25 protein-coding genes are annotated in these 24,041 nt (G+C 57.7%); 15 read left to right on the top strand and 10 right to left on the bottom strand.

The window, feature by feature from the left end; all coding sequences use genetic code 11:
- Positions 1 to 217 precede the first annotated feature (217 nt).
- Together EV660_RS06805 and EV660_RS06800 are read left to right on the top strand one after the other, a co-directional pair.
- Positions 218 to 922 carry an autoinducer binding domain-containing protein gene (locus EV660_RS06805; protein ID WP_071480956.1) on the top strand — a complete coding sequence of 235 codons (705 nt, stop codon included), beginning with the start codon at positions 218 to 220 and terminating at the stop codon, positions 920 to 922.
- 170 nt (positions 923 to 1,092) lie between these two features.
- On the top strand, positions 1,093 to 1,920 hold the full coding sequence (locus tag EV660_RS06800) for an acyl-homoserine-lactone synthase (RefSeq protein WP_311638438.1): 828 nt from the start codon (positions 1,093 to 1,095) through the stop codon (positions 1,918 to 1,920).
- Between the two features lie 246 nt (positions 1,921 to 2,166).
- On the opposite strand, the gene EV660_RS06795 is transcribed toward EV660_RS06800, so the two are convergent.
- The 8 genes from EV660_RS06795 to EV660_RS06760 all read right to left on the bottom strand — a co-directional run bounded on the left by EV660_RS06795 (position 2,167) and on the right by EV660_RS06760 (position 11,075).
- Positions 2,167 to 2,526 (bottom strand): hypothetical protein, encoded by a 360-nt coding sequence (locus tag EV660_RS06795; protein WP_134013893.1) that lies wholly within the window; start codon positions 2,524 to 2,526, stop codon positions 2,167 to 2,169.
- An 83-nt stretch (positions 2,527 to 2,609) separates the two neighbouring features.
- Positions 2,610 to 3,542: a 2-hydroxyacid dehydrogenase gene (locus EV660_RS06790; RefSeq protein WP_071480954.1), complete on the bottom strand. Its 933-nt coding sequence runs from the start codon at positions 3,540 to 3,542 to the stop codon at positions 2,610 to 2,612.
- Complete coding sequence (gene rodA, locus EV660_RS06785; RefSeq protein WP_071480953.1) at positions 3,539 to 4,687, bottom strand: rod shape-determining protein RodA; 1,149 nt, start codon at positions 4,685 to 4,687, stop codon at positions 3,539 to 3,541. The genes EV660_RS06790 and rodA overlap by 4 nt, the downstream gene beginning before the upstream one ends.
- Positions 4,684 to 6,621, bottom strand: coding sequence for a penicillin-binding protein 2 (gene mrdA / locus EV660_RS06780; RefSeq protein WP_071480952.1), 1,938 nt, complete (start codon positions 6,619 to 6,621; stop codon positions 4,684 to 4,686). Before mrdA ends, rodA begins: the two co-directional genes overlap by 4 nt.
- A complete protein-coding gene (locus EV660_RS06775) occupies positions 6,618 to 7,253 on the bottom strand; it encodes a rod shape-determining protein MreD (protein WP_134013895.1) in 636 nt (211 codons plus the stop codon). The genes mrdA and EV660_RS06775 overlap by 4 nt, the downstream gene beginning before the upstream one ends.
- Entirely contained in the window at positions 7,210 to 8,133 is a 924-nt protein-coding gene (gene mreC, locus EV660_RS06770; protein ID WP_071480950.1) for a rod shape-determining protein MreC, read from the bottom strand. Before mreC ends, EV660_RS06775 begins: the two co-directional genes overlap by 44 nt.
- A gap of 25 nt (positions 8,134 to 8,158) precedes the next feature.
- Positions 8,159 to 9,196, bottom strand: coding sequence for a rod shape-determining protein (locus tag EV660_RS06765; RefSeq protein ID WP_071480949.1), 1,038 nt, complete (start codon positions 9,194 to 9,196; stop codon positions 8,159 to 8,161).
- Positions 9,197 to 9,509: 313 nt separating this feature from the next.
- Complete coding sequence (locus EV660_RS06760) at positions 9,510 to 11,075, bottom strand: 2-isopropylmalate synthase (RefSeq protein WP_071480948.1); 1,566 nt, start codon at positions 11,073 to 11,075, stop codon at positions 9,510 to 9,512.
- Positions 11,076 to 11,385: 310 nt separating this feature from the next.
- Here EV660_RS06760 and lepB point away from each other — a divergent pair, with 310 nt between their 5' ends.
- From lepB to EV660_RS06740, 4 genes are read left to right on the top strand one after another with little or no spacing between them, the layout of a single operon-like run.
- Positions 11,386 to 12,174, top strand: coding sequence for a signal peptidase I (lepB, locus tag EV660_RS06755; protein WP_071480947.1), 789 nt, complete (start codon positions 11,386 to 11,388; stop codon positions 12,172 to 12,174).
- A complete protein-coding gene (rnc, locus tag EV660_RS06750; RefSeq protein WP_071480946.1) occupies positions 12,171 to 12,857 on the top strand; it encodes a ribonuclease III in 687 nt (228 codons plus the stop codon). The genes lepB and rnc overlap by 4 nt, the downstream gene beginning before the upstream one ends.
- Positions 12,854 to 13,774: a GTPase Era gene (gene era / locus EV660_RS06745; RefSeq protein ID WP_071480945.1), complete on the top strand. Its 921-nt coding sequence runs from the start codon at positions 12,854 to 12,856 to the stop codon at positions 13,772 to 13,774. The genes rnc and era overlap by 4 nt, the downstream gene beginning before the upstream one ends.
- Positions 13,771 to 14,097, top strand: coding sequence for a DUF1491 family protein (locus EV660_RS06740; protein WP_071480944.1), 327 nt, complete (start codon positions 13,771 to 13,773; stop codon positions 14,095 to 14,097). Before era ends, EV660_RS06740 begins: the two co-directional genes overlap by 4 nt.
- Positions 14,098 to 14,267: 170 nt before the next feature.
- On the opposite strand, the gene EV660_RS06735 is transcribed toward EV660_RS06740, so the two are convergent.
- Positions 14,268 to 14,492, bottom strand: a complete 225-nt coding sequence (locus tag EV660_RS06735) for a glycine zipper 2TM domain-containing protein (protein WP_071480943.1) — start codon at positions 14,490 to 14,492, stop codon at positions 14,268 to 14,270.
- 265 nt (positions 14,493 to 14,757) lie between these two features.
- Entirely contained in the window at positions 14,758 to 15,810 is a 1,053-nt protein-coding gene (locus EV660_RS06730; protein WP_071480942.1) for a threonine aldolase family protein, read from the bottom strand.
- Positions 15,811 to 15,927: 117 nt separating this feature from the next.
- On the opposite strand from EV660_RS06730, the gene EV660_RS06725 reads away from it, so the two are divergent.
- The 9 genes from EV660_RS06725 to EV660_RS06685 all read left to right on the top strand — a co-directional run bounded on the left by EV660_RS06725 (position 15,928) and on the right by EV660_RS06685 (position 24,025).
- Complete coding sequence (locus tag EV660_RS06725) at positions 15,928 to 16,485, top strand: NifU family protein (protein WP_071480941.1); 558 nt, start codon at positions 15,928 to 15,930, stop codon at positions 16,483 to 16,485.
- Positions 16,475 to 17,113 carry a tRNA (adenosine(37)-N6)-threonylcarbamoyltransferase complex dimerization subunit type 1 TsaB gene (gene tsaB / locus EV660_RS06720; protein ID WP_071480940.1) on the top strand — a complete coding sequence of 213 codons (639 nt, stop codon included), beginning with the start codon at positions 16,475 to 16,477 and terminating at the stop codon, positions 17,111 to 17,113. The genes EV660_RS06725 and tsaB overlap by 11 nt, the downstream gene beginning before the upstream one ends.
- Positions 17,110 to 17,538 (top strand): GNAT family N-acetyltransferase, encoded by a 429-nt coding sequence (locus tag EV660_RS06715; RefSeq protein WP_071480939.1) that lies wholly within the window; start codon positions 17,110 to 17,112, stop codon positions 17,536 to 17,538. The genes tsaB and EV660_RS06715 overlap by 4 nt, the downstream gene beginning before the upstream one ends.
- A gap of 162 nt (positions 17,539 to 17,700) precedes the next feature.
- Positions 17,701 to 18,690, top strand: coding sequence for a BMP family lipoprotein (locus tag EV660_RS06710; RefSeq protein WP_071480938.1), 990 nt, complete (start codon positions 17,701 to 17,703; stop codon positions 18,688 to 18,690).
- Between the two features lie 7 nt (positions 18,691 to 18,697).
- Positions 18,698 to 20,263, top strand: a complete 1,566-nt coding sequence (locus tag EV660_RS06705; protein ID WP_244927315.1) for an ABC transporter ATP-binding protein — start codon at positions 18,698 to 18,700, stop codon at positions 20,261 to 20,263.
- Positions 20,260 to 21,354, top strand: coding sequence for an ABC transporter permease (locus EV660_RS06700; RefSeq protein WP_071480937.1), 1,095 nt, complete (start codon positions 20,260 to 20,262; stop codon positions 21,352 to 21,354). Before EV660_RS06705 ends, EV660_RS06700 begins: the two co-directional genes overlap by 4 nt.
- Complete coding sequence (locus EV660_RS06695) at positions 21,354 to 22,319, top strand: ABC transporter permease (protein WP_071480936.1); 966 nt, start codon at positions 21,354 to 21,356, stop codon at positions 22,317 to 22,319. The genes EV660_RS06700 and EV660_RS06695 overlap by 1 nt, the downstream gene beginning before the upstream one ends.
- Before the next feature lie 27 nt (positions 22,320 to 22,346).
- Positions 22,347 to 23,267 (top strand): sulfite exporter TauE/SafE family protein, encoded by a 921-nt coding sequence (locus tag EV660_RS06690; protein WP_071480935.1) that lies wholly within the window; start codon positions 22,347 to 22,349, stop codon positions 23,265 to 23,267.
- The gene (locus EV660_RS06685; protein ID WP_071480934.1) at positions 23,267 to 24,025 is read left to right on the top strand and encodes a TIGR02186 family protein; all 759 of its coding nucleotides are present in this window, start codon (positions 23,267 to 23,269) and stop codon (positions 24,023 to 24,025) included. The genes EV660_RS06690 and EV660_RS06685 overlap by 1 nt, the downstream gene beginning before the upstream one ends.
- Positions 24,026 to 24,041 lie beyond the last annotated feature (16 nt).

Below are 24,041 nucleotides of genomic sequence, written 5' to 3'. Positions count from 1 at the left end.
ACCCCGCAAATGCGCCAGTGTCTATCTACTGAGGGTTGAATTATCTTCTCCACAGAATTATCGTCGCCGCTCTATGGTGTAATTTTGATGCGTAAATGGTTTGACTTGGTCGGTTGGCGTTCTTCTTAATGGGAGGGGCCTATATGACTGAAAGCGTTCAGAGGGTAGGTAATGGTTTTTGCGCGTAATTGTGGCGCTCCCACAGAAAGGCCAAGTGATGAAACCGCTGGATCTGGGAATGATCGGCAACAACTCGGAAGAGTCGTTGCAGCAAATCCTGGATAACATCTGCGCGCAGTTCAACCTTGACTACGCTGCTTATGCTGGCGTGAACACAATCGACAATTCCATACATGGTGTCGTCAATTATCCCGATGCGTGGAAAGAACACTATGTCGAGCAGGGCTTCCAAGACATTGATCCCACCCTTGCTATGGCGGCCAAAAGTGTTGGCGTTGTGGATTGGACACGGCTTCAGAAGATAAACGGATTCCGCAAGGTTTTTTGTGATGCGTCGGAATTTGGCATCGGATCAACAGGAATGACAATTCCCGTGCGCGGGCCTTATGGGGATCGGGGCATGTTCAGCGTGGTGCGTTCATGTTCCGAAGCGGAATGGGCCAGTTTGCGCAAAGAGATTGCGAGCGGCCTTCAGACCCATGCAACCCTGTTTCATGACCGGCTCATGCGGAATGGTCGAACCATGTCTGCAATGCGACAGCCCGCGCTTTCGGACCGAGAGAAAGAGATATTGCAATGGATTGCGGCCGGAAAGTCACAACCGGATGTCGGCATTATCTTGAACATTTCAACCCGCACTGTAGAGGTGCATTTGCGTTCAGCCCGAGAGAAGCTGGGTGCCTTGACAACGCCGCAGGCCGTAGCCCGTGCAATCGGTATGGGTATGATCTATCCGATCTGATACCAACTGGATCTTTGCTCAACCGCTGGCGAAATGCGCCGCATCGCCTGTAATATCCCCTATTTTGCGCCATTCTTCGCCTATTGAGTGGAGTAAGGGATTCCCACAATAGCGGCGAAAGTGTGTTTCAGCGCATTCTTCAACCAGAAATAGAACTGGCTCTGAAGGGAATGAAAATGATTCTTGTGGTTGATGCGCTCAACAAGCATGTACATGGCGGAATTCTCGATGAAATGTTTCGCTTGAGGGCGCGTGTATTTGGCGAGAGACTTGGCTGGGATGTCAAAATCGAAGATGGGCGCGAGATAGATGAGTTCGATCATCTTGACCCGGCATATGTGATCGGGCTGGATGAGGACGATAATGTTGTTGCTTGCGTCCGTGCCTTGCAGACAACCGGTCCACATATGCTGGCCGATGTCTTTTCTGACATCCTGCAAGGGCAGGCGCCCTTGCGGTCTGCAACATTGTGGGAATCGACGCGTTTCTGCGTCGATACGGACCGGCTGATGATGACCGGTCGTGGTGCGGGCACTGTCTCTCTGGCGACATGCGAGTTGATGGTCGGATCGCTGGAATATGCGCGCGCAAGTGGTATTGAAGATATTATCACTGTTATTGATCCGGTTATGAACAGGGTCTTGAAGCGTTCGGACAATGCGCCCTACGATTACGTTGGTGCTACGGTCCAGATGGGCAAAACCAAAGCGCTTGCGGCCTTGCTTGACTGCTCCGAAGAACGCATTGCCCGGGTGCGCGCTTTTGCAGGCATAGAAGGCGATGTCTTTGTGGACGAGGATGCGCTCAGCGCCCGGCGTGCGCTGCGTGCGAAGGCGGCGTCGATGTCCGGAAATCTCTCGACCGAAGTGTTGCAGTATCTGATCGAGCAACTTGATGCAGCCACTACGGAACACGAAGTGTCTGCAGCCTTGGCGCTGGCAGAGCAGCTTGTCGGGCCGGGAAATGAACCGTCGGGCAAGGCCGTCGCGGCAGAATAAGACATGGTGCAGTGCGCAGAGGAGGGTGGCCGACAGGGCTGCGCACCGCATGGACAAAACTATCTGAGCAACTGAACAACTCGGTTGCTTGTCAATTGTTTTGACGCAAATTGGGGCTGCAACAAGTGGCCTTGCGGAGTGTGGCTGGCTTTTGGTGCCCATCGCCAAGGGTTTTGCCGCAAGCCCTGTAGCGGGTCAGGCGCGCCCTGAACTACCCACTCCCGTTTTTGGCGCAGGAAATGTGGCCTACACAAAAGCGCGGCGTGCGGTACCAGTGCTGGGTGAAGGCTTGTATGGTTTGACGTTGTTACTGTCAGGACGGCGCATGTTATGGTCTGTCGGACCATCTGGAACTGCAACACCGCAACTGGCGAGCGGCCCTGATTGCACCGCATTGTGTGACAGAAAACTCATCGGGCGCGTAACCCATGTGCAGGTCTCGGTCTTGGTGCCAAGCAAAAGCAAAACCAAACCCGCGACCAATCCAAGCGCCCCAAGACGCCAGGGCATCAGGTTCGTGCGCTGGCGGATATCGCTACCGATGCTGCCATTAGCCAGAGATTCTTGCGCTTCTGACAAGGGATAACTGGGTCGATTTGGTTTCATGTTCAATAACACCGTCGTTGTGCCACCAATGTGCCAACGCATAGCTTGAACAGGTTTCCGAAAGCTAAAGGGGCTTGAAACAGCTAGTAGCCGCGTTGCTGGTCCACTTTGTGAAGCAATGTCTGGCCCGCCTCTACACGGGCGATATTGCTTGCGATCACATTTGACGCAGATTCGGCCCGCGTGGTTGCCGCGATATGAGGTGTTATCGTGATGTTCGGCGTCGCCCAGAATGGATGATCCGCGGGCAGCGGTTCTATCCGAAACACATCTAATGTCGCGCCCTTGATCTTGCCGCTGTCAATTGCGTCCAGAAGCGCGTCATCATCAATCAGCGCGCCGCGACCCGGATTTATGAACCAACTGCCATCGCGCATCTGAGCGAATGCCTCCGCGTCCAGAACATTCTCGGTCTGTGATGTCAGCGGAAGCAGGGTCACAAGAATATCAGAGCGTTGCAGCAAAAGGTTAAAACCCTCTGCGCCGTGATGGCAGGTCACATCAGGCACGTCCTTCGGGCGCGAAGACCAGCCCTCGACGGTAAAGCCCAAGCGGACCAACGCATCTGCACAGGCCCGGCCCAATTCGCCCAGACCCAGAATTCCGACAACACGCTCTGGTGCAAGCGGTGGTTCCTGCGCGATCCATTGCCCGGCCGGCGCCGAGATATAAGCGTCCATCCCCAGATGGTAGCGCAGCACATGTCCACAGACATACTCCACCATCCCACGTGTCAGGGCAGGGTCAACCATACGGGCAAGGGGTTGGGTCAATGTCGGGTTACCGACAATTTTCTCGACCCCGGCCCAGAGATTGAGCACCGCCTTGCAGCGCGTATAGGGTGTGAAATCGCGCAGAGTGCTGGCTGGCGAGTAGACGATATAATCAACATCTGCCGGTGCTGCATCTGTGACGAGCGCGACTTTCAAGCCGTGGTGAACGAATGCGTCGCGCAGCGGCTGTTGATACTCTGCAAAAGCGGCATCGCCCGCGGCGAACAAGACGGTAAGTGTCATGATGGCAGCCTTGCGCGGTGGATATGGGCCGACTGAACCAATCCGAAACCGACCATGATTACAATCATCGCAGACCCCCCATAGGACACCAAAGGCAAGGGCACACCGACCACCGGCGCAAGCCCCATGACCATTGCCATGTTCACAGCAAAATAAAGAAAGAATGTTCCGACTATTCCCATCACCATCAGTGCGGCAAAGCGGTTTGTTGTGCGCAGCGCGGTCAGCAGGCACACCCCGATCAACATGAGATATAGCAGTAACAACGAGGATGCGCCCACAAAGCCGAATTCTTCAGCCAATGTGGTGAAAATGAAATCCGTATGCTTTTCGGGCAGGAAGTTCAGGCGCGCCTGCGTGCCTTCCATGAAACCGCGCCCTGACCACCCGCCAGACCCCAGTGCGATCATGGATTGGTTTATGTGATACCCCGCGCCCAACGGGTCCAGTGACGGGTCCAGAAACGCATCAATACGACGGAACTGATAGTCTTTCAGCAACTGCCAATCTGTTCCACGCGATGTCATGACTGTTGTAACCAGCGCAACTCCGCTGCCGATCAGGGCCGCGAAATAGCCCCAATGCACACCCGCGGCAAAGATAACGACACCCCCGCCGAGTGCCACCAGAAGTGCCGTTCCAAGATCAGGTTGGCGCAACACCAGAAATGCAGGCAACAGGGCGATCACCGCTGCCAGAACGACCCATATGGGATGTGAAACCTTCTTCAGGTCCAACCAGTCATAATAGGCCGCCAGTGCCATGACAGTCGTGATCTTCGCCAGTTCTGAGGGTTGCAGGCGAAGCGGGCCCACTTCCAGCCAGCGTTTTGCGCCCATCCCGACAGAGCCGAAGAACTCGACCCCCAGCAGCAAAAGAACCGCAACCACATATCCCAGTCCGGCGATTGAGCGCCAGAACCATAAGGGAACGAAGGCCACGACAAACATGATCCCTAATCCGAAGGCAAAACGCTTCATCTGGGGTTCGGCCCAGGGGTGCAGACTTCCACCCGCGATGGAATAGAGCATCACAAACCCGTAACACCCCACGGCAATCAGCAGGGCAACCAAGGGCCAGTTCAGATACAGGACTTTGGCCAGCCCCGCTGGCATCCGTTTGGTGTTGTATTCAAGATAGCTCATGCGCGGCTGATCCGCATGTCATCAGGTTTGCGAAGCCGCTCTTGTATTTCCTGTTGCTCGGAATGGATGCGGTTGCGCTGCGGGGCCGGATAGGCCGATAGCGGTGGAAACCCGTCATTGAGCGCGGCAAGAGTTATATCTCGTCCGATGGGCGCAGCTGCGGAAGACCCGCCACCGCCATGTTCCACCACAACTGCAACCGCAACACGTGGCGCGTCATAGGGCGCATAATTGACGAACAGACCATGATTGCGCCGGTTCCACGGCAAGTCTTCCTGCCGCCGTATGCCTGCCTCGCGTTCGGCGCGCGTGATCGAGAACACCTGACTGGTGCCCGTCTTGCCTGCCATCACCTGATCTTCGGCGACCACGCGAGAGGAATAGGCCGTGCCGCGCCTGTCGTTGACTGTCTCGTTCATTCCGCGCCTGATCATGCGTAACCATTCAGGGCGCAGGTCCAGACTTGCAGCTTCCCGGATAGCTTGCTCTGCCGGGTCGCGGACCAGACGCGGCAGAATTGCCTTATTGGATGCCAGCCGCGCGGTCATCACGGCAAGTTGCAGGGGCGTGGTCAGAACGAACCCCTGACCAATAGAGGCATTGACCGTATCACCGATGCGCCATTCTGAGTTGCGATTGTTTCGCTTCCATTCGCGTGTCGGGTTCAGCCCGCCTGCAACAGATGTGATTGGCAAGTCATAGCGAATACCAAGACCCAGACGCGTTGACATGGCATTTATTTTTTCGATTCCGCAGCGCTGCGCGATCTCGTACATATAGACATCGCAGCTTTCAGACAGCGCTGAGACAAGATCGACGCGCCCGTGCCCCCCGCGCTTCCAGCAGTGAAAGCGGTTGCCGGACACGTCCATGTGACCGGGGCAGAATATCCGTTCCTGCCCATCGGTTACACCGGCCTCCAATGCGGCAAGTGCTGTGACCATCTTGAAAGTTGACCCCGGCGGATACATACCCTGAACTGTCTTGTTCACCAGCGGCCGGTAGTCATTTTCGAGCAACCCGTTGAAGTCCCTGCTGGAAATGCCGCGCACGAACAGATTTGGATCGAAGCTTGGGCCAGAGGCCAGCGCAAGAATATCACCGCTTTCGATGTCAAGCACCACGGCGGCAGCGCTCTGGCCGTGCAAACGCTCCAACGCGTAGTTTTGAAGGCGCGCATCTAGTGTCAGGTGCACATTGCCGCCCGGCGTGCCTTCAACTCTGTCGAGTTCGCGCATGACACGGCCCACAGCATTTACCTCGACACGTTGCGACCCGGCGCGCCCGCGCAACCTGTCCTCTTGCATCCGCTCGACCCCGCTTTTGCCGATCTGGAAGCGCGGGATCATGAGAACGGGATCAGGTGCCTCCAACGCTTCAAGATCGCGCTCGGACACAGGGCCGACATAGCCGACAACATGGGCTGTGTCCTTGTACATCGGATAATAGCGCGACAAGCCCATCTCAGGCGTGACCCCCGGCAGGGCAGGCGCGTTCGATGCAACGCGACTGATTTCTTCCCAACTCAGCCGCTCGGCAACTGTGACAGGAACAAACGGTCTGTTGCGCAGCATGTCACGGCGGGCACGTTCAATGTCTTCATCGCTTAGCGGGATCAGGCGGGACAGGCGTTCAAGAACCAGATCAATGTCACCCGCATCATCACGCTTGATGACAACGCGGTAATTTTGCTCGTTTCCAGCCAACAAGATGCCATTGCGGTCCAGAATTAATCCGCGTGTAGGGGGCAGCAGTCGCAGATTAATCCGGTTCTCTTCGGCCAGAAGATGAAATTGTTCGGACTGGTTCAACTGCATGTCGCGCAGCCGCCAGAACAAGGTACCGGCGACACCGACTTGCAGCGCGCCCAGAAACAGGCCGCGCCGGCTTATGACTCGCCGGCTATATTCTTGTTCACGTTCTGAACGTTTCACAGTCTTTGCCCCAAAGCATCTACTTCGCCGGTCGCCGGTTTGCGCAGCCGGAACACGAAATGCGACAGCGCAACCACGGCAGGATATATCGCCACCGTGCCCAGAAACTGCGCAAAGCTCAAGCCAAGCGGCACTTGCGGCACCATCACAATCGCGAGCATCGCGCGATTTGCAAGAAACATGGCCAGCAGAAGCCCAATGACCAACAGAAACTCCAGCCAGAAACCGTAGCCACGCAGTTGTTCGGTCCGCGTGCGTAGAAATTCACTTCCCATCAGAACGATCAGTGCCCACAGTCCCGGCGGGCGCAGCAACAAGATATCTTCGATAAAGAAGTAGCCAACGATGATGGGGGCGGGCAACAGGTCCGGCCGTCTGACCACCCAGGCAAGGGTCAGGCACAACAGAATATCGGGCGGCGGAAGGTTGCGAAGGCTGAAACCTGTCCCCTCACCGGAGATATCCTCTGCCCCGACAAGACCTTGCGGCAGGCCATAGCTGCCCAAAGGCAACAGGCGGTAGAAGGTAATCAGCGCCGCCACCCCCAGAAACAAGGCGACATAAAGCAACATCTGGGTCTGCCGCCGTTCAACCATCGGCAGTATCGTCTTGCGTGGGGGTGTCCAGAACATCCGGCAAAGTGAAATCCGGCAGGTCAGGGGCGATCAGATCGCCGGTGTCGAGGATGCGTTCAACCGGGCGCGAACGCAGAACCCGTAAGAATTCCAATCTTCCATAATCGGCGGAGATACGAACCCGCAAGCGCCGGTCGCTGGTTGCAACGACTTCTCCGACCAGAATTCCGGCGGGGAAGACGCCGCCATCGTCCGAACTGATTACGCGGTCCCCCGGGCGCAGATCATCGGGGGATTCGATGAATTCCAGAATGGGATAGGCCGAATTATCCCCAATCAGCATGGCGCGCTGGCCTGAGGGTTGAATCACAACCGGAACAGCACTTGCCGTGTCGGTCAGCAACACAACGCGAGATGTGCGCTGCCCGACCCCTGCAATGCGCCCTGCCAGCCCCAGCCCGTCCATAACCGCCCAACCATCCTGCACGCCATCGCGCGCGCCCACATTCAGCAGCACCGATTTCCGGAAAGGCGATCCGCTATCGGCCATGACCACGCCGGTAACATGGGTAAGCTGCGGGTCCAGCCTGACCTGATTGAGGTCCAGCAACTGGGCATTGCGCTGTTCCAGTTGTAACGCCGCTTCGCGCCATGCGCGCATTTGCTGCAATTCGCGCCGCAATTCCTGATTCTGCTCGACAATCCGCGCGTAAGACCGAAAATTTTCGGCCAAGGCCATCCCGCGCGCCACAGGGCGCATGGCCCAGTCGAAAGACGGAACGACCCTGTCTATGACCGCCATGCGGAATTGTTCGACCCTTGGGCTGTCAATGCGCCAGATGATGAAGGTCAGCAGCATAAGACCTGCAAGCAAGCCTATCAGAATACGCCGCACTGGGCGTATGAAATCCTGATCATACTTGCGATCTTCTGCCACGAGCTACACCCTGCGACGTGAACCGTCAGCTGTCATAATCTATGGCGTGACGTAATTGCTTTTCATACTCCAGCGCCTTGCCGGTGCCGATGGCAACGCAGTTCAGCGCCTCATCTGCGACAGAGATGGACAGACCTGTCTGCTCACGCAGTGCCAGGTCCAATTCGCCCAGCAACGCCCCCCCACCAGTCAGCATGACCCCGCGATCCACAATATCGGCAGCCAGATCAGGCGGAGTGGTTTCGAGTGCGATCATAACCGCTTCGCAGATCGTGGTCACGGTTTCGGCAAGCGCCTCGGCCACTTGTGCCTGTGTGATCTCGGCTTCCTTCGGCACACCGTTCAGCAAGTCGCGCCCACGCACCAGCATGGACTTGCCGCGCCCGTCATCTGGCATCCGCGCTGTGCCGATGGCGCATTTGATCTTCTCGGCGGTCGATTCGCCGATCAGCAGGTTCTGGTTTCGGCGCAGAAAGCTGACAATTGCCTCATCCATCCGGTCACCGCCAACCCGGACCGAACGCGCATAGACGATATCACCAAGCGAGAGGACGGCAACCTCGGTCGTGCCACCACCGATATCCACCACCATTGAACCCGTCGGGTCTGTAATCGGCATACCGGCGCCGATGGCTGCGGCGATGGGTTCCGAGATCAGCCCTGCACGGCGCGCACCGGCGGACAGCACCGACTGCCGGATCGCACGCTTTTCCACAGGGGTTGCGCCGAACGGCACGCACACAATAACTTTCGGCTTTGAAAACATTGTATTACGATGAACCTTGCGGATAAAATGCTTGATCATTTCTTCGGCAACGTCAAAATCTGCAATCACGCCGTCACGCATGGGGCGGATGGCTTCGATACTGCCGGGGGTCCGGCCTAGCATCAGCTTCGCATCCTCTCCCACGGCCAGCACAGCCTTGCGCCCGTCCTTGGAATGGTAAGCCACAACAGAGGGTTCGTTCAGGATGATCCCGCGACCTTTGACATAAACCAGAGTATTTGCCGTGCCGAGATCGATCGCCATGTCTGACGAGAACAGACTGGGGAAGAACTTCATGCGGATATCCCGTCTTTCATGGTGTATTTCACGGCGTTTCCACGCCGCCCTTCAGCGCCTTATAGGGCCCAGTCTGGTATGCGGTAAAGGGGGGTGTGTCCAGAGAGTGGCGGTTATTGGCTTGTCAGGCATCGCATAACCGTGAATGGTGGGCCGGGCTTGTATTGTGCGACCTGCCAGATTGGGACGGCAAGGGGCTTTCGCGAGCAACCGTAGCGCGCACCGCCTGCGCGTTATGGTGGAGCGTGTTGATATGGTAGCCGAGAAGCCGCGAAGCGCTTTCGGCTACCGGGGCAGAGTTATGCGGGCATTGTTATCCCGCCGAACTCATCAAGGCAGACAGATTGCCGCGATGCTTGTGCAAGACCAGCCTGTTCAAGGCATTCAGATAGGCTTTGGCGCTTGCTACCACCGTATCCGTATCCGAGGATTGACCGGAATAAACCACGCCATCCTGCATTAGGCGCACGCTGACCGTGGCCTGCGCGTCGGTTCCCTCAGTTACGGCATGCACCTGATACAACTCTAGCCGCGCCTCATGTGGAAAGAGCATCTTTACAGCGTTGAAGGTCGCATCGACCGGCCCGTCGCCGGTTGCGTCGATGAACTTTTCTGCACCACCAATGCTGAGCGTCATTTCTGCCTCTTGCGGGCCATCCGTGCCGCAAATCACGCGCAGCTTGCGCAGTTGCAGATAGGCATCTTCGTCATTCAGGCTGGCTTCGGCCATCAGCGCGATCAGGTCGTCGTCATAGACTTCCTTCTTGCGGTCAGCGAGGGCCTTGAAGCGGACAAACACATCCTTGAGCTGGTTATCCCCCAATTCATAGCCCAATTCTGACAGTTTTGCGCGCAGCGCCGCGCGGCCCGAATGCTTGCCCATAACCAGATTTGTGGCCGCCAGCCCGATGTCTTCCGGGCGCATGATCTCAAAAGTCTCTTTGTTCTTCAGCATTCCATCCTGATGAATGCCGGATTCATGCGCGAATGCGTTTTTTCCGACGACTGCCTTATTGAACTGGACCGGGAAACCAGACACGGCAGCGACCAGACGCGAGATGCCGATTATCTTCTTGGTATCAATACCGGTGCGATAGGGCAGGATATCGTTGCGCACCCGCAGCGCCATAACCACTTCTTCCAGCGCCGTATTGCCCGCACGTTCGCCCAATCCGTTGATCGTGCATTCGATCTGGCGCGCGCCCGCTTCGACCGCGGCAAGTGCATTGGCTGTCGCCATGCCAAGGTCGTTATGGCAGTGCGTTGCAAATATGATCGTGTCCGCGCCGGGAACGCGCTCCAGCAACATCGCAATCAAATCGGCGCTTTCGCGCGGATAGGTGTAACCCACTGTGTCGGGGATGTTGATCGTGGTCGCCCCGGCCTTGATGGCCGTTTCGACAACGCGGCACAGATAATCATGCTCGGTGCGTGTTGCGTCCATTGGCGACCACTGCACATCATCACACAGATTGCGGGCATGGGCCACAGTTTCATGAATGCGGGCAATCATGCCCTCTTGGTCCAGCGCGGTGATTTCGCGGTGCAGGGGGGAGGTGCCGATAAAGGTGTGGATGCGCCCGCGCGGTGCATGTTTCACTGCCTCCCAGCAGCGGTCGATATCCGTCAGGTTCGCGCGCGATAGTCCGCAAATGACGGAATTCTTCGCGTTCCGCGCGATTTCCGACACTGCATTGAAATCCCCTTCCGAGGCGATGGGAAAACCTGCTTCGATGATATCGACACCCATTTCATCCAGAAGGGCGGCGATTTCCAGCTTTTCGGCATGGCTCATGGTTGCGCCGGGGCTTTGTTCGCCATCGCGCAGCGTGGTGTCAAAAATCAGAACGTGGTCCTGCTCGGCTGATTTGGGTGTCATGGAATGTTCCTGTCGAGAATGTCTGCGGTGTGGTCTTGCATTGCGGGGCGCTTTTCACCTCTGAGCGGCGCGCCCGCAATGGACACGCTCAGAGGCCGCTAAGAAGAAGCAGACCGCTTGAAGGCAGCGCGTGGCGCCGGCAGGATATCGCAATTCCAGCATTCATGCGCGCTGTTATAGGCAGGCGCGCAGCGCTTGAAAACCCCATTTTTACACGAACACTATTGCGCGCGCCTGTTGGTCTAGCTTGACTCCGCGTGCAGCCCCCCCCATGAAGCCCGCGACAGGCAGTCGAAATGGATCAGGACGCATGACAACGATGGATGGCAAGAAAGACGGGCTTTGGGAAAATATCAAGACGATCATCTATGCGCTCTTGATTGCAGGTCTTTTCCGCACATTGTTCTTTCAACCTTTCTGGATCCCGTCAGGGTCGATGAAGGAAACCCTGCTGATCGGGGATTTCCTGTTTGTGAACAAGATGGCCTATGGCTATTCGCGGTATTCGTGCCCCTTTGGCATGTGTCCCTTCAGCGGGCGGATTTTCGGGTCTGAACCTGAACGCGGCGATATTGTGGTGTTTCGTCACCCCGGCACAGGTGCTGACTATATCAAACGCCTGATCGGTTTGCCCGGCGACAGGGTCCAGATGCGTGACGGGCAGTTGTGGCTGAATGACGAAGCTGTGCCGCAGGAACCGGCGGGCGATTTTGTCGAAGTCTACGAGCGTCAGGGCAGCGCGGGGCAGTTCCCCCGTTGCGAGAATGCGCCTGTGGGGCAGGGCGGAGAGTGCCGCAAATCCCGCATGATCGAGACATTGCCCAATGGCGTCAGCTATCCGGTGCTTAATATCTCGGATGGTGCACCGGGGGATAATACTCCGGTCTTCACAGTGCCGGAGGGGCATTTCTTCTTTATCGGCGACAACCGTGACAATTCTCTCGACAGCCGGATGCCGCGTCAGGTTGGCGGCGTTGGTATGGTGCCTTTTGATAACCTGATCGGACGCGCGCGCCATGTTGTCTTCTCTGCCGAAGGGCGCTCGCTCTTCTTTGTCTGGACATGGCGCAGTGATCGGTTGTTCACGAGGTTGCAGTGAAGCTCTCGGCGGACCTGATCGCCTTTTCGGCGCGTCTTGGGCATGATTTCGCGCGCCCCGAATTGTTGGGGCGGGCGCTGACGCATCCGTCAATGTCGTCGCCATCACGGCCTGACAATCAGCGACTGGAATTTCTGGGTGATCGGGTGCTGGGTCTGGTCATGGCAGAGGCGTTGCTTCACGCCGACAAAAGTGCGACCGAAGGGCAGCTTGCCCCGCGTTTCAATGCACTGGTGCGCAAGGAAGCATGTGCCGAAATTGCACGCGCCATTAATCTGGGTGACGCGTTGAAGCTGGGCCGCTCTGAGATGCTGTCGGGCGGGCGGCGCAAGGACGCGGTGCTGGCAGATGCGATCGAGGCGGTGATTGCGGCGGTCTATATGGATGCAGGTTTCGAAGCTGCGCGGGCGGTCGTTTTGCGCCACTGGTCCGGGCGCTTGGCGGCTGTCGATTCGGATGCGCGCGACGCCAAGACGATGTTGCAGGAATGGGCGCAGGCGCGCGGACAGACACCCCCGACATATCATGAGATCGCACGCTTTGGCCCCGATCATGCACCGGAATTCACCATTCAGGTGCAACTGGCCAGCGGCGAGGCCGCACAAGCCAGTGCTGGTTCGAAACGGCAGGCCGAACAACTGGCCGCGCGCGCCCTACTTCAAAGGCTGGAGGCCGAGACATGACAGACACCCCCACGCGCGCAGGTTTTGTTGCCCTTATTGGCGAGCCTAACGCAGGCAAATCTACCCTCACCAATCGCATGGTCGGGGCCAAGGTCAGTATCGTGACCCACAAGGTACAGACCACCCGCGCCCGCATTCGGGGTGTTGCCATTGAAGGGGCCGCGCAGATTGTCTTTGTCGATACGCCGGGCCTGTTTCGTCCGCGCCGACGGCTTGACCGCGCTATGGTTGCCGCCGCCTGGGGTGGTGCTGCTGATGCAGATATCGTGGTGCTGCTGGTCGAGGCCCATCGCGGGTTGACCGAAGGGACACAGGCCATCATTGACGCGCTGAAAGACCGTGTCAGCCCGGGACGCAAGGTGGCACTGGCCATCAACAAGATTGACCGGGTGAAAGCCGAAGCGCTGCTGGCATTGGCAGAAAAGCTGAACGCGGCCTATCCTTTCACCGAGACATTCATGATCTCAGCCGAAAAAGGGCACGGCGTTGATGCGTTGCGCGGCTGGCTGGCCGAATCCTTGCCAGAGGGGCCGTGGCTTTACCCAGAGGACCAGATTGCAGATTTGCCCATGCGCATGATCGCAGCCGAAATGACACGCGAGAAACTGACTCTGCGGTTGCATGAGGAACTGCCCTATCAGATCACGGTGGAAACCGAACACTGGCAGGAGCGCAAGGATGGTTCGGTCCGGATTGACCAGGTGATCTATGTAGTGCGTGATGGCCATAAAGGGATCGTGCTTGGCCACAAGGGCGAGACGATCAAATCCATCTCGCAGGCCGCACGCGCTGAAATCGCCGAATTTCTGGGCCGCCCCGTGCATCTGTTCCTGCAAGTGAAAGTGCGTGAAAACTGGCTGGAAGAGGCAGAGCGCTATTCCGAAATGGGGCTGGAGTTCCGCGACGGCAACACATGACCGCGCGACTGGCATCCGGCATCTGGGTGTCAGCCTATCTAAGGCGGCTTCAGGCGTTGGGCATACCGGCATATGTCATCACCCGCGGGGATGAGACAGCGGGCGCTGTGCTGGTAAAACTTGCCCTGATGGATGGCACTGCGCGCGCCCATACGCGCAGCTTCGATCTGCAAAGCAATACCCGTGTCTGGCAGGTTCTGGTCGAGGGGCCAGAGCCGGAGGTGGACGCAGCAATCACCCGCCAGCGCGGCTTTGATCCGGACCTTTGGGTGATCGAGGTCGAGGATGCACGCGGGCGCGACCTATTGGCCGAGATGGATTAGACAGATTGCATTCCGTCGTGCCACGCAGTCAGACAAGGCTGAGATGCGACATATTTCTTAAATATGTCAATTAGTTGCCGATCACAGTAATCTCAATGCAAAACCGCCGCAACAGCGTATTGTTGCGGCGGCTGTTTCATCGACGCGCCCTGTGCAGCGCAGGTGGAAAGTTAGTATCTGCTGTGGCTGGGCTGGGTCATTGCTGCACCAGTCGCTGCACCCACGGCACCGCCCCCAAGAATTGCCGCTGTCCGCCCCGAGCCTGAACCGATCTGGGTGCCCACTGCCGCACCTGTCAGCCCGCCTACCGCTGCGTTGATCTGCGGATCATTGGAGCATGCGGCCAAGGCGGCAAAGCTTGCGGTAAATACTGTGACTGTCACTATTTTTTTCATGTGTTTTCCTTCTGCTGTCTTTTGGCCGGGTGAGACATGTCGTTGTCATCCAACAACCGACATTTCCCCGGAACAAGAGGCTTCTATACGTCGCTCTTAATTTCAATGCACCTGAAACCAAAAGAACTGACAGGGTCATCAAGCGACTTTTACTTTACGTTACCAGTTAACAGGTGCCTCAGGTATGGTGCATAAACTGCCCAAGCGTGACCCCGTTGCCAACATAAACGCGCTTTAGCGGAATTAGTTTCGTGCGGCGCAAAGTTTATGCGTGTATTTTCAGTCGCCGCACGAACTCGCCGACATGATCTGGCTGTGTGTTCCATGAACACACCAGTCTCGCGCTGAGCGGGGCATGATCCAGGCCATCAAGGTCTTGATGGTCGGGCCACAGGTAATACTGCGCGCCTGCTGACTGTAGCTGGCGATGCAATCCTCGTGGCCATTGCGCGAACAGCATGTTGCCTCCGCGTTCAAAAAGCAGATCGGCGCATCCCTCCAGCCCTTTTTCCAGCTGTGCCGCCATCGCATTCGCATCCCGTGCCAGTTCCAGCCACAGATCATCTTCCAGCCATGCGGCCATCTGCGCGGAAAGAAAACGGTGTTTTGACAACAAATGCCCACCCCGTTTACGCCGCAACTGAAATTCCCACGCCTGTGCCGGGTCAAACAGAACAACCGCCTCAACCCCCATCAACCCGTTCTTGGTGCCCCCCAATGACAACACATCCACCCCTGCGCGCCAGGTCATATCAGCGGGGCTGCATCCTTCGGCGACCAGCGCATTGGCAAAGCGTGCGCCGTCCATATGCACGGGCAAGCCATGCGATCTCGCAATCGCCGACAATTCGGATATTTCAGACACGCTGTAGCGCGTGCCGCATTCGGTCAGATTGGTCAGACTCAGGATGCCGGGCTGCACGTGATGAACCACCCCGCGACCCGCGCGCGCCAATGCGTCTTGCAGGGCGTCAGGGTTCATCTTGCCATTATCGCCCGCGACATGTGTCAGTTTCGCGCCCCCTGTGTAGAATTCGGGCGCGCCGCATTCATCGACTTCTATATGCGCAAGTGAATGGCAATATACGGCCCCCCACGGCGGGCAATAGCTGGCCAGCGCCAGCGCATTGGCCGCTGATCCGGTTGTGACCAGAAAGACCTCGGCCTCTGGTGCTTCAAACAGTGCGCGAATTCGGGTGCGGACCTGATCCATAAAGGCATCAGCGCCATATCCCAAGGCATAGCCGGAATTGGCCTTACCAAGCGCGGTCAGGATACGATCTGGTACCCCAGAGGTGTTGTCGGATGCGAAATACATGGTCTCTCCTGTGTCTGGCGGTAGTGCTGCGTACAACTGCGTGTCGTGTCAAGCCGCTTGCCTTGACAGGGGCTAGGTCAGAGCGCATATCCCGTTTAACCCATAGGAGGCGCAGATATGTTCATCCAGACCGAATCCACCCCCAACCCGGCCACGCTGAAATTTCTGCCCGGTCAGGAAGTGCTTGGGCTTGGAACAGCCGATTTCCCCAATGCTGATGCCGCCGCGTCCTCGCCGCTTGCCAAGCGCGTGTTTCAGGTCGCTGGCGTGACAGGCGTGTTTCTGGGAAGCGACTTCATCACTGTGACCAAGGCCGATGATGTCGAATGGCAGCATGTGAAGCCCGAAATTCTGGGTGCGATCATGGAACATTTCCAGTCCGGCGCGGCCGTGATGGAAGGCGAGGCCGTGGCAGATCATGCCGCACATGACGGCCCGGATTCCGAGATTGTGGGCCAGATCAAGGAGCTGCTGGACAGCCGTGTGCGCCCAGCTGTCGCACAGGATGGCGGCGATATCACGTTTCACGGGTTCGAGCGTGGGGTCGTCTATCTGCACATGAAAGGCGCGTGCGCTGGCTGCCCGTCATCGACGCTGACACTGAAGATGGGTATCGAGAATCTGTTGCGCCACTACATTCCCGAAGTGACTGAGGTACGACCCGTTGCCGTCTGACCCTTGTATTCTGGCCTTTGACACAACGGCCGCGCATTGCGCGGCCGCTTTGTTGTCGGACGGGCAGATCGTGGCGCAGAAACATGAAGATATGGCGCGCGGACAGGCCGAGCGCCTGATTCCCTTGCTGGAAGACATTCTGGCGACAGCGGGCAAAGATTGGCGCGACCTCAATGCTTTGGCAGTGGGTGTTGGGCCGGGAAACTTTACTGGCATCCGCATTTCCGTTTCCGCTGCGAGAGGGCTGGCCTTGGGGCTAGGCATACCCGCGATTGGTGTGTCAATATTCGAAGCGCGGGCCGAAGGTCTGCCGCGACCGCTTTGCGTTGTTGAAGATGCGCGGCGCGGCGAAGTCTATATGCAGAGGTTCAGTAATGAGGCTGAAGACCCTGTTTTGATGGATCATGCTGAACTTGCCTCCAAGGTGGACGCAGCACTTGTCGGATCAGCGGCGGATGGCGCGGTGACAGGATTGCCGGTTTTAGAGGCACATTACTCGCTTTCCGAAGCCATCGCACGCGTGGCAGCACGCAAGTTTGGAACGCCGCAACCGCGCCCCGCACCGCTGTATATCCGCGCAGCAGATGCCGCACCGGGGGCTGATTTGCCACCAAAAGTGCTGCCATGACGCCAGAGAATCTGGCGCATTTGCATCGGCTGGTCTTTACCTGCCCGCCACCCTGGTCCGCACGCGAATTTGCAACTTTCCTCTATGATCCCAGTTGCTTCCTGCTGTCCCATGCCCAAGACGAAGAAGTGCTGTCTTTTGGCCTGTTCCGGGTGGTCGCAGATGAAGCAGAGCTTCTCACACTCGCCACAGCACCCCATGCGCGGCGCCAAGGGCTGGCGCGGGATGTGCTGGGCAGGGGGCTTGCACAAGCGCAAGCGCGCGGGGCTGCGCAGTGCTTTCTGGAAGTGTCCGCGCAGAATGATGCTGCGATTCTTCTCTACCAATCCTTCGGCTTTTTTGAGGTTGGGCGGCGCAAGTCATACTATCAGGCCAGCGATGGCCGTGGCGTCGATGCGCTTGTGTTTCGCGCAATTATTGGTTGACTCGGCCTTGCGGTGATTGGCCGTAACAACAAGATCGATTTAGGTGTTGACCACATTTGGAATTGCAGCGTTAATCAGCACCAATCGCGGCGAAATTTGCGCCGTGAAATCGACCCCAAAGGCGCTGTAGAGTCCTGCCGGGGCACAACAGGAGACAGAAAAATGACCCGTTCCCATAAATTTGCTGGTGCAGCCTCTCTGCTGGCCCTGAGCGCAGGTATGGCCCATGCTGACCCGGCCCTGATGTTTGATCTTGGCGGCAAGTTTGACAAATCCTTCAATGAAGCAGCTTATAACGGGGCAGAACGCTGGCGCGAAGAAACAGGCGGCAGCTACCGCGAAATCGAGATGCAGGCGGCCGCACAGCGCGTTCAATTCGCCCGGCGTCTGGCCGAGGCAGGCTCGAACCCGGTCGTGGTGATGGGCTTTCAGAACGCTCCAACTTTGGAAGAGGTGGCACCCGATTACCCTGACACATCTTTCGTGCTGATCGACGCGGTTGTAGATCTGCCCAATGTGCGCTCGGTAATCTTCGCTGAACATGAGGGTAGCTATCTGGTTGGTATGCTGGCCGCGATGGCCAATGAAACAGGGACCGTCAGTTTTGTGGGCGGCATGGAGATTCCGCTGATCGCAGCTTTTGCCTGTGGCTATGCGCAAGGTGCCAAGGCGGTGAACCCTGACATCAACGTGATCGTCAATTACACCGGTGACACGCCCGCTGCCTGGAATGACCCGGTGCGCGGTGGTGAAATTGCACGCGCGCAGATCAGCCAGGGGTCTGACGTGGTATTTGCTGCGGCAGGGGGCACGGGTCTTGGCGTATTGCAGGCAGCTGAAGATGCTGGCGTATTCTCTATCGGTGTGGACTCGAACCAGAACTATCTGCACCCGGGGTCTGTGCTTACCTCCATGCTCAAGCTGGTGGATCAGGCCGTCTATGATGCCTTCACAGATGGGCCAGGGCTGGAGACCGGCGTTGTCCAGATGAACCTGGCCGCTGGCGGTGTGGGCTATGCGCTGGATGAACATAACGAGCACCTGATCTCGGATGAGATGCAGGAGGCGGTTGAGGCGGCAAAAGCAGCAATTATTGCAGGCGAATTGAGCGTGCATGATTACCGCGAAGACAGCGCGTGCCCGGCGTTCTGATCCGGGGATGACACAGACAAGTACAGATATGATGCGGCAGGACACTGCCGCATCCGCTTCTTACGCGATTGAACTGCGCGGAATATCAAAGGCATTCGGTCCGGTTCAGGCCAACAAGGATATTTCGATCCGCGTGCGGCGCGGCACGATCCACGGGATTGTGGGCGAGAATGGCGCGGGCAAGTCCACGCTGATGTCCATTCTTTACGGGTTTTATCGCGCAGATTCGGGCGAAATCCTGATCAATGGTCACCCCACTGAAATTCCCGACAGCCTTGCCGCCATTCGCGCCGGGGTTGGAATGGTGTTTCAGCATTTCAAACTGGTTGAGAATTTCACCGTGCTGGAGAATGTCATTCTTGGGGCCGAGGCCGGTGGGTTGTTGCGCCCGTCACTGGCAAAGGCACGCGGCCTGCTGAAAGACCTTGCGCGTGAATTTGAATTGAATGTGGACCCTGATGCCCTGATCGAAAACCTGTCCGTAGGCCATCAGCAGCGCGTCGAAATCCTCAAGGCACTGTATCGAGAGGCAGATATTCTGATTCTGGATGAGCCGACGGGCGTGCTGACGCCATCCGAGGCAGACCACCTTTTCCGCATCTTGCGCGGGCTAAAAGAGCAGGGAAAAACGATCATTCTTATTACGCATAAATTGCGTGAAATCATGGATGTAACGGATGAAGTTAGCGTAATGCGACGCGGCGAGATGGTCGCCACTCGCACCACATCAGAAACCAGCCCGACCGAGCTTGCAGAATTAATGGTGGGCCGTAAGGTTTTGTTACGGGTAGAGAAAACGCCAGCTCGTCCGGGGGAAGAGGTGCTGCGTGTCGATGGGCTGCGTCTGGTCGATGCTCAGGGTGTCGAGCGGTTGCGCAGCATCGGATTCGAGCTTCGCGCGGGCGAGATTGTGGGCATCGCCGGCGTTGCCGGGAACGGGCAGTCAGAGTTGCTGGAGGTGCTTGCCGGTTTGCGCCCTGCCGAAGGACAAGCATGGATGAACGGGCAACCGCTGCCCTTGTCGGGGCGTGATTGTGACGCACAGGCACGGCGCGCACGGCGCATTGCACATGTGCCCGAAGACAGGCATCGGCGTGGCTTGGTGCTGAATTTTCACGCCTGGGAAAATACCGCGCTCGGATACCACCATGATCCGCTCTATAATCCGCATTCTTGGAAAATGGATAACGCCGCCATCATCCGCGACACACAGGCCAAGATGGACGCATTCGATGTGCGCCCGCCCGACCCGCATCTGAAGGCCAGCGGGTTTTCCGGCGGCAACCAGCAAAAGCTCGTTCTGGCGCGCGAGATTGAACATGCACCCGATGTGCTGCTTGTGGGGCAACCGACGCGCGGCGTTGATATTGGCGCGATTGAATTCATCCATCAGCGACTGATCAAGCTGCGCGATTCCGGATCGGCGATCTTGCTTGTCTCGGTAGAGTTGGACGAGATCCTGTCCCTGTCTGACAGGATCATCGTGATGTTTGACGGGAAAATCATGGGTGAACGACTGCCAGACCAGACAAATGCACAGGAACTCGGGCTGATGATGGCGGGTATGGCATGAGCAAGGGGCGCATTCCGCATTGGGCAGATGTGACGCTGGTGCCGTTGACATCTGTTTTGCTGGCATTCGTGATTTCCGCAATCCTGATCTGGGCAATTGGCGAAAGCCCTTGGGCCGCGGTGAAGCTGATGGTCGAGGGGGCGTTCGGGTCCAGCTATGGCTGGGGCTACACACTTTTCTATGCGACGAATTTCATCTTCACCGGGCTGGCTGTTGCGGTCGCGTTTCAGGCGCGGTTGTTCAATATCGGCGGCGAAGGGCAGGCGCTTCTGGGCGGCCTTGGGGTTGCGCTGGTCTGTCTGTATATTCCCTGGCCACATTGGTCACTGGCGCTGATTGCTGCCAGCCTTGGCGCGGCGGTCTTTGGTGCGGCCTGGGCCTTTATTCCGGGCTATCTGCAAGCGCGGCGCGGCAGTCACATCGTCATCACGACGATCATGTTCAATTTCATTGCGGCATCCTTGCTGGGTTATTTCCTGGTTAATGTGTTGCGGCCGCAAGGAGCCCAGGACCCGTCATCTCCGCGCTTTCCTGCGGAAACCGCCTTGCCGAAACTTCATGAAATCCTTGGGGTTTTTGGCATTCCATTCTCGACTGTGCCGCCTGTGAATATTTCGCTTCTGGTGGCGGTTGGCATGTGTTTTGCAGTGTGGTTCATGTTGTGGCGCACGCGGCTTGGTTATCAGATCCGCGCCTTCGGCGAGTCGGAACCTGCGGCGGAATATGCAGGTATCAGCCCCGCGCGGATCACGATCTATGTGATGCTGATCTCTGGTGCGCTGGCCGGGCTGATGGCGGTGAACTCTGTCATGGGCGAGCAGCAGCGCCTTGTGTTGAATGCTGTTGAAGGGGCAGGGTTTATCGGGATCGCTGTGGCACTTATGGGGCGCAATCACCCGTTTGGCGTGTTCTTGGCCGCGATGCTGTTCGGGTTCTTGTATCAGGGCGGGGCAGAGCTTGCACTTTGGACGGGGATACCGCGTGAATTGATCGTGGTCATTCAGGCGCTGGTCATCCTGTTTACAGGGGCGCTGGACAATATGGTGCGCATCCCGATTGCGCGCCTGTTCGCAATGCGGGGGGCGCGCTGATGGATATGATGGTGCTGGTGCAGGTGCTGGAATCGACCATGCGGCTGGCAACGCCCTTGCTGTTTGCCTGCCTTGCGGGCCTGATATCCGAACGCGCGGGCGTGTTCGATATCGGGCTGGAGGGTAAGATGCTGGTGGCGGCCTTCATGGCGGCGTCGATTGCCTTTGTTTCCGGTAATGTCTGGATCGGCGTTGTGGCGGCCGTCGGTGTGTCGGTGCTCATGTCGCTGATGCATGGTCTGGCCTCGATCACATTCCGGGGCAATCAACTGATCTCTGGCGTGGCGATCAATTTTCTGGCTGCGGGGATAACCGTTGTGATTGCGCAGAACTGGTTTCGGCAGGGCGGGCGCACACCATCCCTGTCGGGCAATGCGCGTATGGCGCGTATCGATCTGCCGTTTGCCGAGGCGCTGCGTGATGTGCCTGTCATCGGGCCAATCTATCACGGTATTCTGTCGGGCCATGCGCTTTTGGTCTATGTCGCCTTGCTCTGCGTGCCGCTGACCTGGTTCATGCTGTTTCGGACCCGCTTCGGTCTACGCCTGCGCGCGGTCGGTGAAAACCCGGCGGCGGTCGATACGGCGGGCGTGTCGGTCGTTGGCCTGCGCTATGCTGCGGTCGCAATCTGCGGTGTGCTTTGCGGCCTTGCGGGGGCATATCTGTCAACGGGCTTGTCGGCGGGCTTCGTCAAGGACATGACTGCGGGCCGGGGCTTTATTGCGTTGGCGGCGATGATCTTTGCCAAATGGCGACCGTGGCACGCTTTGGGGGCGGTATTCCTGTTTGGTTTGCTGGAAGCTGTGGCCAATCGGTTTCAGAATATCGACATTCTGGGGGTCAATTTGCCGGTTCAGGCGATGCAGGCCTTGCCCTATATCCTGACGGTTGTCATTCTGGCAGGGTTCGTGGGCAAGGCGATACCGCCGCGCGCCGGTGGCGCTGCATACGTCAAGGAACACTAACCGGCCCCAAGCGGCCCTGAGACAGGCATGCAGATCTATCTGCCCATCGCCGAGACTTCTGTGAACGCCTTTACCCTGCTGGGGGTGGGCGGCGGGGTCGGTGTGCTGTCGGGCATGTTCGGCGTTGGTGGGGGGTTCCTGATCACCCCGCTGCTGTTTTTCATCGGTGTGCCCCCTGCGGTTGCGGTGGCGACTGGTGTCAATCAGGTTGTCGCGTCATCCATTTCGGGCGTGCTGGCCCATCTCAAGCGCAAGACTGTCGATCTGCGCATGGGAACCGTGCTGCTGATTGGTGGTCTGTTTGGTTCGCTTCTGGGGATATGGTTCTTCAATCTGATGAGCCGCCTTGGCCAGATCGACCTGATTGTGCAGCTGTCCTATGTCATTTTTCTGGGCATCATCGGCGGGCTGATGCTGCAAGAAAGCCTGCGCGCGCTGATGCGCGCCAAGAACCCGAATGCAGTGCGGCGAAAGCTGCATACGCATACATGGGTCCATAACCTGCCCCTGAAGATGAAATTCCGCACATCGGGGCTGTATATTTCCGTCTTTCCGCCGTTGCTGGTGGGGGTAGGTGTCGGGATTTTGGCTGCAATCATGGGTGTTGGCGGGGGCTTCGTGCTTGTGCCTGCAATGATTTACCTGCTGGGAATGCCCACCAAGGTCGTGATCGGCACGTCATTGTTTCAGGTGACCTTTGTTGCGGCCTTTACCACCATGATGCATGCCGTCACAAACCAGAGCGTCGATGTGATGCTGGCGATCTTTCTGATCCTTGGTGGTGTGATTGGCGCGCAAGTGGGCACGCGCCTTGGTGTCAAATTAAGGGCGGAACAGTTGCGCATTTTGCTGGCGCTGCTGGTGCTGGCTGTGTGCGGCAAAATCGCGTTTGACCTGCTCTGGACCCCGTCTGAACTGTATTCGATCACGGTAGAGGGGCGGTTCTGATGCGCCTTTTGCTGGTTCTGGCCTTTCTCGTCGCGGCATTGCCCCTTCGCGCAGAAGAGGTGATCGTGGGGCTTAGCCAGAACCGGGTGTCGCTGACGGTGAATTTCGAGGGTTCTGAAATCCTGATTTTTGGGGCCGTGCGCCGTGAATTGGCACTGCCTGATGATTCCACGCTTGATGTGATCGTAGCGATCGAAGGCCCCCCACAGCAGGCAACGATCTGGCGCAAGGCACGCCGCGCAGGAATCTGGGTCAATACCGAAGGGCAGGAAGTGCGCGCCGCGCCCAGCTTCTATGCTGTTGCAAGCACCGGGCCGCTAAGTGAAATCCTGTCCGCAGAAGCGGACCTGACGCACCGTATTTCAACGCGCCTTGCCATCTTTGAAGCGCGCGGCACCGCCGACAGAACCGACCCTGCCGCATTTACCGAAGCGCTGATCCGCATTCGAGAGGCGGAAGGACTGTATCAGCAGCGTGAAGGAACAGTTGACCTGCAACGTGATACATTGTTCAGCACACGCCTGACCCTGCCCAAAACCATTGTCGAAGGATCTTATGCCGCGCGGATATTTCTGGTCCGCGATGGCGAGGTGATTGATGAAATCGAGACTTTTATTGATGTGCGCAAGGCCGTTCTGGAACGCTGGCTGACCAATCTGGCCTATGATCAACCGTTTCTCTACGGCCTGCTGGCACTGTTTCTAGCGGTTTTCTTCGGCTGGGGGGCGTCAGCCCTGTTCCGCTTGCTTCGCAATTGATGACACCGTACCGCGT

The organism is Roseinatronobacter bogoriensis DSM 18756 (genome assembly GCF_004366635.1).
GTDB classification, from domain to species: Bacteria; Pseudomonadota; Alphaproteobacteria; order Rhodobacterales; family Rhodobacteraceae; genus Roseinatronobacter; species Roseinatronobacter bogoriensis.
The sequence above is the reverse complement of the archived record's forward strand: the minus strand, read 5'-3'. Positions and strand labels throughout refer to the sequence as shown.

Excerpts from the sequence above, each read along its gene's own strand:
- EV660_RS06725 (WP_071480941.1), top strand. The coding sequence starts at position 15,928 with ATGTTCATCCAGACCGAATCCACCCCCAACCCGGCCACGCTGAAATTT.
- EV660_RS06805 (WP_071480956.1), top strand. The coding sequence starts at position 218 with ATGAAACCGCTGGATCTGGGAATGATCGGCAACAACTCGGAAGAGTCG.
- EV660_RS06685 (WP_071480934.1), top strand. The coding sequence starts at position 23,267 with ATGCGCCTTTTGCTGGTTCTGGCCTTTCTCGTCGCGGCATTGCCCCTT.
- EV660_RS06790 (WP_071480954.1), bottom strand. The coding sequence starts at position 3,542 with ATGACACTTACCGTCTTGTTCGCCGCGGGCGATGCCGCTTTTGCAGAG.
- EV660_RS06705 (WP_244927315.1), top strand. The coding sequence starts at position 18,698 with ATGACACAGACAAGTACAGATATGATGCGGCAGGACACTGCCGCATCC.
- EV660_RS06715 (WP_071480939.1), top strand. The coding sequence starts at position 17,110 with ATGACGCCAGAGAATCTGGCGCATTTGCATCGGCTGGTCTTTACCTGC.
- EV660_RS06765 (WP_071480949.1), bottom strand. The coding sequence starts at position 9,196 with ATGAAGTTCTTCCCCAGTCTGTTCTCGTCAGACATGGCGATCGATCTC.
- EV660_RS06700 (WP_071480937.1), top strand. The coding sequence starts at position 20,260 with ATGAGCAAGGGGCGCATTCCGCATTGGGCAGATGTGACGCTGGTGCCG.
- lepB (WP_071480947.1), top strand. The coding sequence starts at position 11,386 with ATGACAACGATGGATGGCAAGAAAGACGGGCTTTGGGAAAATATCAAG.
- EV660_RS06775 (WP_134013895.1), bottom strand. The coding sequence starts at position 7,253 with ATGTTCTGGACACCCCCACGCAAGACGATACTGCCGATGGTTGAACGG.
- EV660_RS06760 (WP_071480948.1), bottom strand. The coding sequence starts at position 11,075 with ATGACACCCAAATCAGCCGAGCAGGACCACGTTCTGATTTTTGACACC.
- EV660_RS06800 (WP_311638438.1), top strand. The coding sequence starts at position 1,093 with ATGAAAATGATTCTTGTGGTTGATGCGCTCAACAAGCATGTACATGGC.
- EV660_RS06735 (WP_071480943.1), bottom strand. The coding sequence starts at position 14,492 with ATGAAAAAAATAGTGACAGTCACAGTATTTACCGCAAGCTTTGCCGCC.
- rodA (WP_071480953.1), bottom strand. The coding sequence starts at position 4,687 with ATGAGCTATCTTGAATACAACACCAAACGGATGCCAGCGGGGCTGGCC.
- EV660_RS06710 (WP_071480938.1), top strand. The coding sequence starts at position 17,701 with ATGACCCGTTCCCATAAATTTGCTGGTGCAGCCTCTCTGCTGGCCCTG.
- era (WP_071480945.1), top strand. The coding sequence starts at position 12,854 with ATGACAGACACCCCCACGCGCGCAGGTTTTGTTGCCCTTATTGGCGAG.
- EV660_RS06690 (WP_071480935.1), top strand. The coding sequence starts at position 22,347 with ATGCAGATCTATCTGCCCATCGCCGAGACTTCTGTGAACGCCTTTACC.
- EV660_RS06695 (WP_071480936.1), top strand. The coding sequence starts at position 21,354 with ATGGATATGATGGTGCTGGTGCAGGTGCTGGAATCGACCATGCGGCTG.
- EV660_RS06795 (WP_134013893.1), bottom strand. The coding sequence starts at position 2,526 with ATGAAACCAAATCGACCCAGTTATCCCTTGTCAGAAGCGCAAGAATCT.
- EV660_RS06730 (WP_071480942.1), bottom strand. The coding sequence starts at position 15,810 with ATGTATTTCGCATCCGACAACACCTCTGGGGTACCAGATCGTATCCTG.
- EV660_RS06740 (WP_071480944.1), top strand. The coding sequence starts at position 13,771 with ATGACCGCGCGACTGGCATCCGGCATCTGGGTGTCAGCCTATCTAAGG.